11 protein-coding genes and 1 tRNA gene are annotated in these 15,705 nt (G+C 45.7%); 4 read left to right on the top strand and 8 right to left on the bottom strand.

Features of this window, described 5'->3' with window-relative positions; all coding sequences use genetic code 11:
• Window positions 1–115: 115 nt before the first annotated feature.
• Complete coding sequence (locus tag INR79_RS13820; RefSeq protein WP_223094708.1) at window positions 116–2,680, bottom strand: Ig-like domain-containing protein; 2,565 nt, start codon at window positions 2,678–2,680, stop codon at window positions 116–118.
• 174 nt (window positions 2,681–2,854) lie between these two features.
• Here INR79_RS13820 and INR79_RS13825 point away from each other — a divergent pair, with 174 nt between their 5' ends.
• On the top strand, window positions 2,855–3,424 hold the full coding sequence (locus tag INR79_RS13825) for an outer membrane beta-barrel protein (RefSeq protein WP_022605299.1): 570 nt from the start codon (window positions 2,855–2,857) through the stop codon (window positions 3,422–3,424).
• A gap of 139 nt (window positions 3,425–3,563) precedes the next feature.
• Window positions 3,564–4,436, top strand: a complete 873-nt coding sequence (locus INR79_RS13830) for a TraB/GumN family protein (RefSeq protein WP_223094710.1) — start codon at window positions 3,564–3,566, stop codon at window positions 4,434–4,436.
• 47 nt (window positions 4,437–4,483) lie between these two features.
• On the opposite strand, the gene rluF is transcribed toward INR79_RS13830, so the two are convergent.
• From rluF to INR79_RS13845, 3 genes are all read right to left on the bottom strand, one after another.
• Window positions 4,484–5,500, bottom strand: coding sequence for a 23S rRNA pseudouridine(2604) synthase RluF (gene rluF / locus INR79_RS13835; protein ID WP_223094712.1), 1,017 nt, complete (start codon window positions 5,498–5,500; stop codon window positions 4,484–4,486).
• A gap of 69 nt (window positions 5,501–5,569) precedes the next feature.
• Window positions 5,570–6,151 carry a DNA endonuclease SmrA gene (gene smrA, locus INR79_RS13840; RefSeq protein ID WP_004401523.1) on the bottom strand — a complete coding sequence of 194 codons (582 nt, stop codon included), beginning with the start codon at window positions 6,149–6,151 and terminating at the stop codon, window positions 5,570–5,572.
• 139 nt (window positions 6,152–6,290) lie between these two features.
• Window positions 6,291–6,431 (bottom strand): DUF3149 domain-containing protein, encoded by a 141-nt coding sequence (locus INR79_RS13845; protein ID WP_004401522.1) that lies wholly within the window; start codon window positions 6,429–6,431, stop codon window positions 6,291–6,293.
• Between the two features lie 347 nt (window positions 6,432–6,778).
• Between INR79_RS13845 and INR79_RS13850 the strand changes: the two genes are divergently transcribed.
• Window positions 6,779–6,855 (top strand) — tRNA-Pro (locus INR79_RS13850).
• Window positions 6,856–7,263: 408 nt separating this feature from the next.
• Here the strand turns inward: INR79_RS13850 and ybaK are convergent.
• Entirely contained in the window at window positions 7,264–7,746 is a 483-nt protein-coding gene (gene ybaK / locus INR79_RS13855; protein WP_004401520.1) for a Cys-tRNA(Pro) deacylase, read from the bottom strand.
• Between the two features lie 80 nt (window positions 7,747–7,826).
• Entirely contained in the window at window positions 7,827–9,482 is a 1,656-nt protein-coding gene (gene ushA, locus INR79_RS13860) for a bifunctional UDP-sugar hydrolase/5'-nucleotidase UshA (RefSeq protein WP_223094714.1), read from the bottom strand.
• Between the two features lie 351 nt (window positions 9,483–9,833).
• Here ushA and INR79_RS13865 point away from each other — a divergent pair, with 351 nt between their 5' ends.
• Window positions 9,834–11,729, top strand: coding sequence for a methyl-accepting chemotaxis protein (locus tag INR79_RS13865; protein ID WP_038145485.1), 1,896 nt, complete (start codon window positions 9,834–9,836; stop codon window positions 11,727–11,729).
• A 70-nt stretch (window positions 11,730–11,799) separates the two neighbouring features.
• On the opposite strand, the gene INR79_RS13870 is transcribed toward INR79_RS13865, so the two are convergent.
• Together INR79_RS13870 and INR79_RS13875 are read right to left on the bottom strand one after the other, a co-directional pair.
• Complete coding sequence (locus INR79_RS13870; protein WP_223094716.1) at window positions 11,800–14,820, bottom strand: efflux RND transporter permease subunit; 3,021 nt, start codon at window positions 14,818–14,820, stop codon at window positions 11,800–11,802.
• Window positions 14,821–15,603, bottom strand: coding sequence for an efflux RND transporter periplasmic adaptor subunit (locus tag INR79_RS13875; RefSeq protein WP_223094718.1), 783 nt, complete (start codon window positions 15,601–15,603; stop codon window positions 14,821–14,823).
• Between the last annotated feature and the right edge of the window lie 102 nt (window positions 15,604–15,705).

Raw genomic sequence — 15,705 nt, forward strand, 5'->3', positions numbered from 1 at the left:
AATTTTTAGGTAGGCATAGCGATCTTGATCACGTTATATCGACTTATTTTTTCGAGAGGTAATGTAACCAATTGAACATAAAAGAGCGGTTAATACCGCTCTTTTGTACACGAGTTTACTGAGAGGAAGAGACGCAGCTGATGTAGTTGCCATCAGTATTCAAGGGGAAATAATGAAGAGCATTCAACATAAGCTCCAACGCGTGATGACGTTCACCGGGTTCATCCCCAGTATATTTTGAGCCCGTCCAGTAATAAGAGGATGTTGGCCAGCCAAAGCGTTTATGCATATCGCCATCCTTTCTCAACTCCGATAACTCACTTAACGTAGCCAACCTCCAGTAATGACGACCATTAAAATTCATATGACCCAGTTTACTGCAAAAGCTCCAAGCTTCACCTACGCCAGTCAGAGATGGGTTATTCCTAAATTTGACGAAATCGCCCTTAGGTCCCCATCGACCACTTTCAGAATATACGGAGTGATAATGTCTCCCAAACGGCTCTGCCGTATCAGCACCTAGACTGTATCCACCCATATAATCCATCAGAGCCTTACTGGGTGTTCCAGTAAATTGCTTACCATTGAAGTCCACTACCTTCAGGCAGGCTGTCGCTGCGTTGCCGACGTGAGTGTCGTTCACCTTACCCCCACAAATCCGCATCGACTTTACATTTACATTGACACTGTTACTTGAAATGGTTTTTCCGCTGACCTTCGATTTAAATTCCCCATGAATGGTCGTAGAGCCGACGTTTTTAGCAGAAAAAATCACATACACCAGAGAGGCAACATCAGAATCAGCGATTTTCCAAACATTGCTAGCAAAAAAGTTTGCAGATGTTGATACGTCTACTTTTTTTCCATCTTCTAAAGTCACCTCTGCAACCAGCCTTCTCCAATCGCCCTGAACTACAGAAAAGTCACTTGGTGTCACTTGAATTTGACGAACATCCGCATCGTTCACCTTTATGTCAGCTGATAAACTATTAATATGTCCAAGGCTCGCCGTCACTTGAGCATTACCAGCAGATACTGGCCACACAGTTCCACTCACCGTAACCATAATATTGGATGACGGCGTACTCCAATTTGTCGATTGGGTTACATCAGCAGAGCTACCATCGCTGTAATACCCGATAGCATTAAGATGAACAGTCTGACTAATCGAGCGATACAATTCGGTGTTTTTCTGTTTAATCTCAATACGCTCTAATACTGCGGAAGTGACGTCCACGGCATATTTGACCGAAAGCGATTGGAACAATGCGTTTATGCTTACGCGTCCTTCTTTGAGAGCGGTAAGCAGACCCGAAGAAGTTATCGTCGCGAAATCGGAGCTGCCTAAGCTCCAACTAGTCTGGTTTGTCACATCAACCTTAGAGTTGTCGCTGTACAAAGCTTCAGCTTTTAACCGTAACCGGTTCCCTTTTGGGACTGAGTTATTCTTTGCACTTATGAGTAGTTTCTGAAGTGACGCTGGCGTCACTTCAACGTTAACTGACTCACTACTGATAAGGCTCATTGCTGCGGTTACCTTGACAGAGCCGGGTTTAATCGCGGAAAGCGATGCGCCTTTAAATGATGCTATAGACGGATTGTCGGTTTGCCAGATCACTTTATTAGTGACATCGATATTCTGACCATCAGAGTAATGACCTAACGCTTTAAAATTGAGCTTTAGTCCCGCAGGTATCTGACTTTGGTTTGGCGTGACAGAAATAGACTGTAGAACAGCGGTGGTCACCGTAACCTCTGTGGAGACTTCCTTGCCCTGCATCGAAGCCGTAATCTTTGCTTTTCCTTGCTTATTTGCCTTAACGATTCCTTGAGAAACACTGGCAATTGCCGTGTTATCAGAGTGCCAGCGAACGCTATTGGTCAAATCTTTCTTCGATAAATCGCTAAAGACTCCCTCAACGCTTATCGAACGGGATGTTCCTAGCGGTACGCCTTGGTTGAATGGAATCAACTCTAATCTCGACAGAGTTGCCGCAGTCACTTCGATCTCAATAGAGTTACTGTCGAAACCAGAATACGCCGCCGATATTTGCGTTTTCCCTATTTTCTTGGATTTAACAGAACCATTGGGATAGAACTCGACGGCATCCAGAACGGTGGAATACCACTTTACCTTGGAGGTGATGTCTTCGACCTTCCCATCCTCGTAAACGCTGACCACTGAAAATCTTTCTTGAGTCCCCAGCGGGAAAGATATTTCTGCTCCTATCCCCGATCGAGCAGATACTCTTGATAGCTGGATATGGGTAATCTGAGGCGCTTTGACTTCGACTGTTATCGAATCACTTTTCAGCCCTTTATACCAAGCATTGACAGTTGCTCTCCCAAGAGACTTGGCTTTTAGCGTCATCTTTGTGCCAAACACAATATCCATCACCAATGGGTCGGACACGACCCAGGTCACTTCTGATGTGACCATTTGCCTGGATTGATCATTAAAGTGAGCAATCACGCTGATGTCAGAAGATTCGTTCAGTAATAAAGAAGTCTGATGGCTCGAGTTCGTCCCATTTCCTATCTGAATCTCCAGTTTAACAATACGTTTTGATACTGGAGTGACTGAATTATCTGCCGACCCACCGCCACAGGCAGATACCCCAAACACCACCAGCACACAGAACATCCATTTCCCAACCAATCCTGCAAATTTACTCAACATATATTTATTCGCCGTCAGAAATTACGGACGAAATTTTAAGCTTCCTGATAAAGGCAATACATTCTTTTTGCTGAATAAAAAACACTGTTCGTTTAACAAGTTAAATAGCTCCATTTACGCACTTCACTTAAGCTCTCTCGCAATTTAGAAACCCATCTTTCAACGAGGATTAAGATGAAAAAAATTGCACTAACTGTATTAATATCAGTAATTTCCGCATCAGCTATGGCAGAAGGTAATTTCTATGTAGGTGCTGATATCGCGAAAAGTAACTACGATGCAATTACCAATTTCAAAGCAAAGAACAAAGGTATGGGCTTTGCTGTTCAAGGCGGATATGAAGCTCGTACAAGTGAGTATTTCGCACTGGGTGCAGAGGTTGAATACCTTAAGCAAAGCGGCGTGGAATATTCAGCAAACATGGGTAGTATCAGCGCAAAGTCTGACATCAATGTGTCTTCTGTAAACTTCAACCTAAAGCCTAAGCTGTACCTAGGAAACCTATACCTAGCAACGCCAGTAGGTGGTGCATACGTAATGGTTGATGGAAAAGTAGAAGCTTCAGCTAAGATCATGGGTCAAACCATCAAAGTATCTCAAAAGCCATTCTCTGACGGTTTCGGACTCACTTACGGTGCTGAAATTGGTTACGACATCATGGAACAGTTTACGGTTAAAGCAGGTGCGAAGAAGGTTATTGCTGAATCCACAACGTTTTACGCAGGTGTTGGCTACAAATTCTAAGCGATTGCTAATTTAGTGATTTCGTAGTCTGTAAACTCTCGCTCTGTTGGAATATGATGTTTCAACAGAGCGTTTCGCTTTCTGGAAAGATGTTAATAAGAAACGCGGAATAACAATTACAGACGATCAGGAGAGATCCATGTCTCTTTCATTGGCTAAACGACTCGCCATCGCATTATTTCTAATCTTCCCGCTGACTCTCAAAGCTCAGGAGCCTCTATTCTGGAAGGTTCAAAAAGATGGGTATGAACTGCTTGTTATTGGCTCAATTCACGTGGGTGATAAGAGTATGTACCCACTGCCTAAATCCGTTTCAGAGTTTTTGAAACAGAGCGAAGGTTTAATTGTTGAAATCGACCTCAATAAGCCACCAAGTGGCTCCAGCTTCCCAGTTTCAAAATTAAAAACATCCGATGTTCTGGATGTCAAACAATCAGAAAAGGTAGCCGAGATAGCTTCAAGTTTAGGGCTTCCAGACGCTCAAATCCTGAGTTCTCCTCCTTGGTTGTCTGCACTTTCACTACAAATGGCAAACTTTCAGCGTCTTGGTTACAACCCGGCTGACGGGGTAGATTATGTGTTAACCAATGAGGCGATAAAACAAGAAAAGCCAATACTGCCACTTGAAACCGCAAGTCAGCAATTGGGGTTTCTTAATGCACTGCCAAATAACGGCGAACATTTATTGAAGGAAACTCTACTGCATTGGGACACGTCTAATGACGAATTTCACTGCCAGATTGATGCCTGGAAAACAGGTGACAAAAGCAGACTGATGCAGCTTCTTCAGGATGGCGAATATGACGAGAGTATTCTGGATATTTTGCTTTACGATCGTAACCACGACTGGGTAAAACAAATTAATAGTGGCAAGTTGCTATCAAAAGAAGGTCAGTACACCGTTGTGGTAGGTACTCTGCATCTTTTAGGCAAAGAAAATGTACTGGATTTACTGAGTCAAAGTGGCTGGAAAGTATCACAGCTTTCTACTTCCACTCCGGTAAAATGTTAAAAAGGAAGGCTTGCGCCTTCCTTCATCTATACTAATTCAGACTTCATCTAACCCAGAGTTTTTCCTGTTGGCTTTCGCACTTTAAAGGGTCTGCTCTTTCCACCCGAATTGTTCTTGTTATTCTCTGTTCGGTTTTTAGGTTTCCCTGTACGTTCGTGCTTGTTCTGAGCGGAACCTTCACCATTCCCTTTTGATGGTCGACGTTTGAAGTCTGTGCCCTTTCCTTTAAAGGTCTTAAATTTCTTAGGTTCGGATTTTTCTTTCTGACGGTGGTCGAATAGCTTAGCATCCGTCGCTTTATCGATCTTTTGACCTTTACCGTCTGTACGGGAAGCCTCTTCTGTGCCTACCGAACCTTCACACAAACGGTGAATATCCGCCACCTCATCGTCCGTTAGGTAACGCCACTTTCCGTTAGGAATGCCGTCGAGCGAGATATTCATGATGCGAACGCGTCTGAGTTTAAATACCTCATAACCCAAGGCTTCACACATACGGCGGATTTGTCGGTTCAGCCCTTGAGTCAAAACAATACGGAAAGAAAACTTGGTTTCTTTGGTAATTTTACATGGCAGGGTCACCGTATCGAGGATTTCAACACCGCTCGCCATCTTGTCCAAAAACTCTTGGGTGATGGGTTTGTCTACACGTACCACGTACTCTTTTTCATGAGAGTTACCCGCGCGCAGAATCTTATTTACGATGTCGCCATCGTTTGTCAGAAAGATAAGCCCGTCAGACGGTTTATCCAGACGTCCAATAGGGAAAATACGCTTCCGGTGCCCGACAAAATCCACAATATTGCCTTCAATGTGGCGCTCCGTTGTACAGGTGATCCCTGTTGGCTTATTCAAAGCGATATAGATCGATTTCTCTTTCTGACGCAGGGGATTACCGTCGATCAATACGTCATCGGTAGGCAGAATTTTTACCCCCATCTCAGGCAAACTGCCGTTGATGGTCACTCTTCCCTGTTCGATCAGTTTGTCCGCTTCACGTCGGGAACAATACCCGGTTTCACTAATAAATTTATTCAGCCTTTTAGCTTCAGATGTCTGCGACATAGTCTGTGTTTTCTCTTTGTTAACGTTTCACAACGGATGACAGTCGGTGTGAAGAAATACTCAATGGTTTTAGCTCATGCGCTTTTGATGGCGTTCGCGATTTTCCAGCTTCTTTTCTGCACTTTTCTTCAGCATCACATAGAGGGCACCCGTGCCACCATGAAAACGCTGAGCACTATGAAAGCACATCACCTCTTTGATTTGAGAAAGCCAGTTCACCACGTAACTTTTCATCAATGCAGGAGGGTTAGAACGTTCTCCTTTCCCATGAACAATCACGACGGTGCGGATATCCATTCTCTGGCATTGCCTCAAAAACTTAACCACTTCATCACGCGCTTCTTTTAGCGACTTTTTGTGTAAGTCTAGTCTTGCCTGAATCGGGTACTTGCCTAATCTCAATTTGCGGTAAACGCCATCCTGAACACCCGGTTTCTGGTATTCAACCAGGTCATCGGGTTTAAGCATAGGAGCATGGTCTATTGAAAGATATTCTGGGTCATCTTCCGACAGAGACATCGCCGCTTCGCGTTTAGCAAGTTGGGCGTCTGTTACCTGGTGTTTCTTCTCATGGATTGCGGTGTCATGTTTGATTGGTGTGACATCACTCATCATTTGCTGGAAGAGATCTAAATCGTCATCTTGAGACATGGGGTCATCTCGAATGCATCATGAACTACATAGCCGGATTATAACCTCAAGATTCGTTTTTATGCAGTGTTTAGAGAAAAGAAAAACCGAAGAAAGCATGGAACTTTCTTCGGTGCAATTTAGTTAATTGCTAAGCGATCTAGTGAGGAGATTTGTCATTCAATACTTTGTAGACGAAGAAGGTGCCGAAAAACAGCATCAGACCAATTGCGCCGAATATTACTATCATTGAAGACAGCCCTACAGCATTACCAAATAGGAGATCTAGCCAAAAGTCCATGTTTCCTCCGTCAGTGTTGAAAGACAAGGTTAACGTTAATACTCGATTACTCTTTAAGCACTGATCTAGATCAACTGTAATTCCGACGTAATAATTTTGTTTATAGCGATGTGTTTTTAGTCACAGATTACCAATATTTGAGCATCATCTAACCAAACAATCAATAAGTTGGGATTTATTAGGAAAATCACTTGCGTCTGCCGCCAGAAACCGTATTATACGCATCCGTCTTGAGGCAAAGCCTTGAGATTTTCGGTGAATAGCGTGGCTTGGTAGCGCATCTCCGGCTCTTAGGAATAGCGGGACCAGAGGGTTCGACCCTTGAGAGTGAAAATACCAAGAACAATCGGTGAATAGCGCAGCTTGGTAGCGCATCTGGTTTGGGACCAGAGGGTCGGGGGTTCGAATCCCTCTTCACCGACCACTTTCGAAAGCTTCGTCATTTGACGGAGCTTTTTTCGTTTTGGAGAAGTCTGTATTCGCGACGCATTTCGGTCGGGGGCTGGGAGCCCAGTCGCATCGGATCCCTCTTCACCGACCACATTTTAAAGCCTTGTCTCCGGACGAGGCTTTTTCGTTTTAGAGAAGTCGGTAGTCGCGACGCATTTGAGTCGGGGGCTGGAAGCCCAGTCGCATCGGCTCCCTCTTCACCGACCACATTTTAAAGCCTTGTCTCCGGACGAGGCTTTTTTCGTTTTAGAAAAGTCTGTATTCGCGACGAATTTGGGTCGGGGGCTGGAAGCCCAGTCGCATCGAATCCCTCTTCACCGACCACATTTTAGAGCCTTACCTTCAGGCTCGGCTTTTCGTTTCAGGTAACGAAGTTAATACGTTATTCAGTCGATAAACACAGGTCGACGAATTGAGCTCGGCACAATGTGGCAAGATCGTTTGGGGCGAGCTCGATTTCTAAACCTCGCTTACCGGCACTGACGCACATGGTTTCTAGTGTGAGAGCAGAAGAGTGAATAAAGGTTGGCAACGCTTTCTTTTGGCCAAGCGGGCTGATGCCCCCTACGATGTACCCTGTGGTTTTCTGAGCAATATTAGGATCCGCCATTTCCGCTTTTTTCCCTTTTGCTGCTTTGGCTGCCAGTTTCAGGTTCAGTTTTTCATTCACAGGAATAACCGCAACAGCAAGATTTTTGTCTTGCCCATCCAGACAAAACAATAAAGTTTTAAATACGCAGTTCGGATCCTGCCCCAGAGCTTCAACCGCTTCTAGCCCGAAATTCTGGTTATTGGGATCGTGTTTGTATTGGTGAACCTTGTGAGGGGTTTTCTTCTTTTTGGCAAGGTTGATGGCTGGTGTCATGACAATGGATTTCCAGTAGAGACAAAAAAGCGGAGCATCTGCTCCGCCTTTATCAAATCGTAATTACCTCAGCAGGTCAATTACTTGTATATCATTTCACCTTTCGGCTGGTATGCGTTCACGTCGATTGGGCTGTTGTTTTCTAGGTAGTCCTTCAGAACTTCTGCATCAACAAAACCTGTGTTCACATGACCTGGGTGACCCGACAATTTAGGGTAACCATCACCACCAGCCGCGTTGTAGCTTGGCACGGTGAAGCGGTAAGTTTTCGCTTTATCGAGCGGCTGACCACCAATCTTAACATTGCTTACTTTGCCATTTTCTACGGTCATAGAAATACCAGCAAACTGAGCGTACGCACCTGAATCAACTGGCTTAGTCGCCACAACGTTTAGATAATCCAGAACCTCTGCACCACTCATGTCGGTGTAAGTCAGAATGTTTGCGAACGGTTGAACCGTCAGTACATCTTTGTATGTAACCGCACCTTCTTCAATCGAGTCACGAACACCACCAGAGTTCATCACAGCGAAGTCAGCTTTCGCACGCTTCATGTGCGCCGTTGCAATCAAGCGACCAAGATTCGTTTGCTGGAAACGAACTACGTTACGGTCACCTTCCAGTTTGCCATTGGTTTGGGCGATCTTAACGTTCAGCTCTGCCTGACCTTTTTCTTGATAAGGCTGCAGGAATGCCAATACTTCTGGATCCTGTGGGATTTCTTTCTCGATAAGCACGCGCTTCTTCTTACCATCAACCTTCACTTTCTTTTTCAGGTTAACTGGAATCAGATCGTAGCTGACCATTTCTAGCTCGCCGTTACGGAATTCAAAATCAGCACGACCAACGTATTTACCCCACTCGTGAGCTTGCACGATCCAGGTACCGTTTTGCTGGTCTGGCTTACACTCGTCAGAAGGTTTGAACTTCTTCTTCGCAACGTTTGGACCTTCCATGCACACAGGCTCCTGAGAGTGACCGCCTACGATCATATCCAGCGAGCCTTCATCAAGATAGCGTGCCAAAGCAACGTCGCCCGGAGCATTGATACCACGGTTGCCATTTTCGTAGTGACCCATGTGCGTAACCGCAAAAATAAGATCAGGTTTTTCAGACTTTTCCAGTTCGGCAATCAGCTTTTTCGCTTCCACTTTAGGATCGCGGAAATCCAAACCACTGATGTATTCTGGGTTACCGATTTTCGCAGTGTCTTCTGTTGTAAGACCAATAACCGCAATTTTGATGCCCTGCTTTTCAAACATGTGGTATGCCTGATACTTGCGCTCGCCTGTTTCTTTGTCGTAGATGTTGGCTGACAGCATTGGGAACCCGCCCCATTTAATTTGCTTTTCAAGCACTTCTAACGGGTTGTCGAACTCGTGGTTACCCAGAGCCATTGCATCGTAACCCAGCATTTTCATGCCTTTAAAATCAGGTTCTGCATCTTGTAGGTCAGATTCAGGAACACCAGTGTTGATGTCACCACCAGAAAGCAGCAGTACGCTTCCTCCTTCTGCACGAATCTCAGAACGAAGCTCATCGATCAACGTCTTACGAGCAGCCATACCATACTCACCGTATTTGTTCTGCCAGAAACGACCGTGGTGGTCATTGGTGTGCAAAACCGTAAGCTTGTAGGTTGTGTCTTCTTCCCATGTAGATGCTGTTGCACAAACGGAAAAAGTCGCAAGTAATGCTGCGCCAATTGCAGCCTTCAAACTTAGGCGTTCCTTCATTGTTATAACCTTTTTAAATTAGTAGGAGTCCAGCGGCATCGAAATTGATGCGAAATCAAGCGAACTTGTCGCTTAAATCATAAAAACTTGAAGGAGTTTAAAGTAACCAAAGAAAACAAACATCCGTATTTCATATTTATGACGGATAGATCACCCAAATCAGGTTCTATATGTGTAACAAAACGCCACGCTTACACAGCATTACTTTTCTGATCACAAGCAAACGTTTACCTGTGAGATAATTAAATAGCGTGTAATTTTCGTCCTTTTATCTTGTATTCATCGAGTAACTAGGATACTTTTTCGCACAACATACCATAAAGTAAATCTTATGTTCAAAACTAGGCAGTTATGATTACTTCAGCTAGAAACTTATCTCTTAAAGTCAAGATCACTCTTTCCGTACTCGTTTGTATTTCGATAATCACTTCAATACTGACTTGGCGGGCTTCATCTATCCTTTTTGAGCAAACGCGTCACGGTGTTTACAACCGCGCGATAAGCTTATCGAATACCGCTGTTGAATCTCTGGAATACTGGCTGGTGTCTCACATGGATGTGGTGGATGCCACCGCAACCGTCACTTCTCTGGAACAAGCAATCGTTGCGATGCCTCAAGCGAAAATAGCAGGCAAATTTGACGAAGTGTTCTTTGCACAGATGAATGGCGATGTATACCTTGCAGGTTCTTCTACTCCTTACCCAGACTTCGATGGTCGAAGCCGAGACTGGTTTAAACAGGCGTCCAGCCAAAGAAAAACCATCGTATCCAAGCCTTATGTGGGCGCTCAGCAAGGTCATACGATGCTGACCATCTCTACTCCGGTATACGCCAACGGGCAGATGATTGGTGTTCTGGGGGCAGACCTGAAGCTTGAATCCATTCAAAAAAACATCAATAGCTATCAGGTTGGTGACAATGCGTTTGCAATGATGCTGAATGAAGAAGGCACCATCTTGTCACATCCTACCAAGTCACTCCTGATGACCCCTTTCAGTCGCTATGTTCCTACATTGTCGAACAGCGATATCGCGGCAGCTTCAAACAATCAGCGTATTGAAATATCTGTCCGCAACGGTGCTGAAAAGCTGCTTTACTTTGCATCGGTTCCTAACAGTGACTGGATTTTCGCACTAGAGATGGATCGCGCAACTGAAGAAGCAAACCACGACGCACTGCTGCAACAGCTTATCCTTACAGGTGTTGCCGTCGCACTGGCTGTGCTGTTTATTATCTGGTGGATGGTTTCTTTCCAGTTGAAAGGGCTTACCCAAGTCAGCAAAGCTCTGGAAGAGATCTCGGAAGGTGATGGCGACCTGACTCAGCGCATTGCCATTCAGTCGAATGACGAAGTGGGTCAACTGGCATCGAACTTCAACAAATTCACTGAAAAAATGCACCAGTTGGTGTCTAACATTCATAACTACTCGACACAGTTATCCAGTCAGGCGGATATGACCTCTCGTCATGCAGACGACAACGCGCAGCGTATTGATCACCAGCAACAGGAGATCAATATGGTAGCGACTGCCGTTACAGAGATGTCGAGCGCGACTCAAGAAATCGCAAACAATGCAGAAAATACCGCGCGCGAGGGTGCGGCAACGGTTGAGATTTCTAATCAGGGTGAACGCGAGGTTCTGAATAGCCAGGAATCGATTCTGTCTCTGGCTTCCGACATCAGTGATGCGACAAACGTAATTGAAGAACTTGAGCAGCACGCACAGGAAATCAGCAGTATCTTGTCGACCATTCAGGAAATCGCAGAGCAAACCAACCTGCTGGCACTGAACGCGGCAATTGAAGCGGCACGTGCAGGCGAACAAGGTCGCGGCTTTGCAGTAGTTGCCGATGAAGTTCGCGTATTAAGCCAGAGAACACACGATGCGACTGGCGAAATCAACCGCAACATCGAAACTCTGCAAAGCACTACGCAACGCGCCGTTTCATCCATGCAGACCAGTCAGGGGAATGCAGAAAAAGCAGTGAATGATGCCCGTATCGCTTCAGAAAGTTTGCAGCGCATTACCCAATCTGCCAACTTGATTAACGACATGGCAAGCCAGATTGCGGCAGCGGCAGAAGAGCAATCACTTGTGACTGCAGAAATTACTCGTAACACCAATGAGGTGAAAGACGTTTCGCAAGCGTTGGCGAATCAGGCACAGGATGCAAGCGCTCAGGCTTCTGAGTTAAATAGCATTTCTGGTGAACTCTACCAAGAAGTGTCACGCTTTAAGCTTTAACCGCTTTAACCGCTTTAAGCTTTCCATAAAAAACGGGCTAATCAGCCCGTTTTTCTTTCTAGTTGAAACTTCATTGTCTGGATTCGCTCGTCTGAGAGCGACCAAAGCACAATAGGTAGAGACAAGGCACCACAAACAGCACAACGGGTAAAGAGAATAGCAATCCATATCCAAGAGTCAGGGACATGGGTCCCATGTACACGTCGGTTCCCCCCAGGCCGTACGCCAGAGGAATCAACCCTACTACCGTTGTAATGGATGTGAGAAGTATTGGTCTTAGCCGGCTGCTTGCTGCCTCAATCACTGTGTCATAGCTTGCGTAGCCCTGACCTCTCAATACATTGATTTGATTGATGAGCACCAAGGTGTTGTTGACCACTACTCCCATCATTCCTAGCGCTCCGATAAGTGCGAACAGAGAGATATCCTGAAGATGAACCAACAGCGCCATTAACGATGCCACCAGCGCAAATGGAATAACAGACATCACCAGTAGCGGCTGCAACATGGAATTAAACATGATCACCAAAACAAAATAGATCCCAAGTAAAGCCGCAGGGAAGGCAATCAAGATGCCGCCGAATGTCTCATTGGTAGATTCAGCTTCGCCACCAATATCCAGAATCACAGAGTCGCCAACTTTGTCGGCTAAATCTCGGGCAATATTCGACGAAATTTCGTCTGGTGTCAGATTTTCATCGATAATCTGCGCGGTAACCATAGTTTGTCTGTCGCCATTGTAATGCAGTATTTCTCTTGGAGAATCGTACTGCTCAACAGTTGCAAGGCGACTCAATGGCACTTGCTCACCATTTGCGGTGTAAATCTTAGTGGTGCTGAGTTTTTGCAGATTTCGATACTCCTTCGTCAGAATGACTCTGAGACTCACCTCTTCATCCGCCAGCCAAGTTGATGTGACCTGTTCTCCATCGAAAGCAATACGTAACGTGCTCGCCAGATCCTGAACAGTCAGGTTATAACGGGCTAACCACTCATGCTGAGGAATAATTTTTAGCTGTGTGTCTTTCAAACTTTCGCTATTCGTAACCGTATCCAGCCCTTGGTGATCTTGCATCCAGGACTGAACCAGCGAAACCGCGTGCTCCCGTTCAACCTGCTCATTTCCTATCACTCTTATCTCGACAGGTTCTCCCGGTGGCGGACCTCCTGCATCCACACTGAATTTCACAAACTCCAGCTTTTTGTCCGAGCTCAACTCATCCAAAAGAGCGTTGCTGATTTGATCTGCTGTTCGGCTTCTCTGGTCAAAGTCCGTCAGGTTAATCTGACCGCGGCTTACCGGCGAACCGTAGGTCATTTGATAGCTACTGAGTTCCGACTCCGGCAGGTTCTGAATCGCTTTTTCGAGCGCTTCATGTTGCTGACGAAGCTGGTCATTTGGCGTTCCTGGCGCAACTTCGGTATACACTTCAATGTACTTAGCCGCCTGAGCAGGAAAGAAATCCAGCTTCATGAAAGTCACCAGAAAACTTCCTATACCAAGTACAACAACAGACAAACCCAGTACTTTCTTTTTGTGATTTAAACTGCCACTGAGTAGCTTTTGGTATTGCTCCGTTAAGGCGTTAAATTTGTCTGGTTTGCTGTTTTTCAGCCCCTCTTTTTCGAGTGAAGAAGCCAAATGGGCAGGCAAAGTAAAAGTACATTCTGCCAGTGAGAAAAGCAGTGCGGTTATCACGGTAATAGGAATCACCACCACGGCTTTGCCTAACGTACCGGGAATAAAGAACATGGGAATGAACACCAGCGCAGTGGTGGTCAGGCTGGCAATAATGGGTTTAATGACCTTCTGCGTGCCAGCAATTGCCGCTTCCAAGCCTCTCTTCCCTCTTTGGTATTCGCGATACACACTTTCAGCCACAATCACGGAGTCATCTACGATAATACCAATCACTAACAGCATGGCGGCGAGCGTGATACTGTCTAAGTTCATCCCATAAGCGGGCAGCAAAATAACTACCCCAAGCACGCTAAACGGAATAGACACCGATACCCAAAACGCCACCTGACGCTTTAAAATAAGGCTGAGTACCAGCAGCACCAGAACCAATCCCACACCACCATTAACAGACACAATGGAAAATTTGGATGACATGTCGTCCGCCAGATTCAGGGCAACAGGAAAGCGAAACTCTCCGTTGGTCTGTTGTGACTGTCTCTCCAGAAATCCCAATACCCCCGCAATGGTAGCTTTGATGTCGGCATGAGCGCTTTTCGATAGCGTAAACAGCACCCCCTGCTCACCGTTGATAACACTGACCTGAGTACTGCGCTCAAAATCGTCTTTGACCGACCCAACATCTTTTACCCTGATAATCTCTCCGCTGGGAAGTGATGCGATTATGGTGTTTTCAAGCTCCTTAACCGACTGGATTTGAGTGAGTGTCACAATTCGCTGATCGCTGTTCCAGGATTCCACAACACCACCAGACTGCGACAGGTTTCGACTTTTCACCGCACTGATGATTTGATCCAGCGATAAGCGGTATCGGTTGGCTTTAACCGGATCGACTTCAATCCAGAATTCCCGTTCACGAAACCCATTCATGCTGACAGAGCCAATACCCGGTAAGGTACGAAGTTGCTTTTCCAAGTCCCGAACGTAGGGCTGGAGTTCTGAATAGCTTTTGTCTGTCACAACACCAAAGCGAAGAACTTCAAAGGAGGAGGTACTGACTTGTTCCACCAATGGGGGCGCTGAAATGTCCTTTGGCAGCCCGCTAGTTCGGTCAACGGCTTGCTGAATATCGCTCACTACTTTCGTCAAATTGCTGCTTTCATCCAACTCCAGCGTTATCTCCGACATGCCTTCAACCGAAGAGGAGGTAAACTTTCTCAGCCCCTGAACACTTCTGAGTTCTTTTTCTATCCGATTGGTAATATTGAGCTCGACGTCCTGAGCAGACGCGCCAGGGTGCTGAGTGGTGATGGTTACCTCAGCAAACGCCACATCCGGCAGTTCCTGCAGTTTTACAATACTGGCAGAGCCAACTCCCACCAGCAGAACCATCATGGTGATCACCCTTGCCACCATAGGGCGAGAAGCAAAATAATGAATGAAACCTTTCATCTACTCCCCCTTTACACTTGAGCTTTGAGTGGATGCGTACACCGTCATACCGGGTCTGTAGACATGATTTATGTTGTCAATGCTGACAAAAGCCGGATAAGACTTGGATTGGTCATCAGGCTGAATGCCGATGCGCTCAATGCGAGCTGTCACTTTTTCATCTCTGCTCCCTTCCAACCAAAGCTCGACTGGCATGCCAATACGCAGCTCATCCAGATCATACTGACTGGCAAAGAAACGAATACGAACGGTATCGATGTTCGCCAATTGAAATAGCGGTGTTCCGCGCTCAACCCAGGCTCCACTCTCTACATGTCGCTGAGTGATGATGCCGTCTATCGTCGAAACGACCACCGTGTCTTCTAAATTGTTTTTGGCTTCAGCAAGTTGAATTCTGGCGAGCTCTACCGTTGCTCTCGCAGAATCCATATCCGCCTTTGCCACATCCAGCTCATTCTGGGACAGACTCTTCTTTTTCTTTAAAGTCTGATAACGCAGATAAATAGATTGCTTGATGTTCATATCCGCTTTGGCTAACGCCAGGTTAGCTGCTTGTTTCTTTACAGCTAACTCATAATCGAATACCTGTATCGTCGTCAGTTTTCTCCCAGACTTAACGCTTTCACCTACCTGACCGTCTACCTTTTCCAGCACACCACTGACCTGCGACACTAAATGAACAGGATTAATAAGCTGAACCTGCCCTAACAATTCCAACGCACTGATTTGAATCGATACACCACTCAACGCTGTGGCAACGAGTAGGGATTTGCCAATTTTCATAACTTGTCTCTCCTAATTGATGAGGAAAGTCTGCAGGCAGCGATGTCGAAGTTTTGTGAAAGTCAGATTTCGACATAAATTCGACACGAAGTTGCTACACTG

Source organism: Vibrio sp. SCSIO 43132 (assembly GCF_019904195.1).
GTDB lineage: Bacteria > Pseudomonadota > Gammaproteobacteria > Enterobacterales > Vibrionaceae > Vibrio > Vibrio nigripulchritudo.

Excerpts from the sequence above, each read along its gene's own strand:
- INR79_RS13820 (WP_223094708.1), bottom strand. The coding sequence starts at position 2,680 with ATGTTGAGTAAATTTGCAGGATTGGTTGGGAAATGGATGTTCTGTGTG.
- INR79_RS13825 (WP_022605299.1), top strand. The coding sequence starts at position 2,855 with ATGAAAAAAATTGCACTAACTGTATTAATATCAGTAATTTCCGCATCA.
- INR79_RS13830 (WP_223094710.1), top strand. The coding sequence starts at position 3,564 with ATGTCTCTTTCATTGGCTAAACGACTCGCCATCGCATTATTTCTAATC.
- rluF (WP_223094712.1), bottom strand. The coding sequence starts at position 5,500 with ATGTCGCAGACATCTGAAGCTAAAAGGCTGAATAAATTTATTAGTGAA.
- smrA (WP_004401523.1), bottom strand. The coding sequence starts at position 6,151 with ATGTCTCAAGATGACGATTTAGATCTCTTCCAGCAAATGATGAGTGAT.
- INR79_RS13845 (WP_004401522.1), bottom strand. The coding sequence starts at position 6,431 with ATGGACTTTTGGCTAGATCTCCTATTTGGTAATGCTGTAGGGCTGTCT.
- ybaK (WP_004401520.1), bottom strand. The coding sequence starts at position 7,746 with ATGACACCAGCCATCAACCTTGCCAAAAAGAAGAAAACCCCTCACAAG.
- ushA (WP_223094714.1), bottom strand. The coding sequence starts at position 9,482 with ATGAAGGAACGCCTAAGTTTGAAGGCTGCAATTGGCGCAGCATTACTT.
- INR79_RS13865 (WP_038145485.1), top strand. The coding sequence starts at position 9,834 with ATGATTACTTCAGCTAGAAACTTATCTCTTAAAGTCAAGATCACTCTT.
- INR79_RS13870 (WP_223094716.1), bottom strand. The coding sequence starts at position 14,820 with ATGAAAGGTTTCATTCATTATTTTGCTTCTCGCCCTATGGTGGCAAGG.
- INR79_RS13875 (WP_223094718.1), bottom strand. The coding sequence starts at position 15,603 with ATGAAAATTGGCAAATCCCTACTCGTTGCCACAGCGTTGAGTGGTGTA.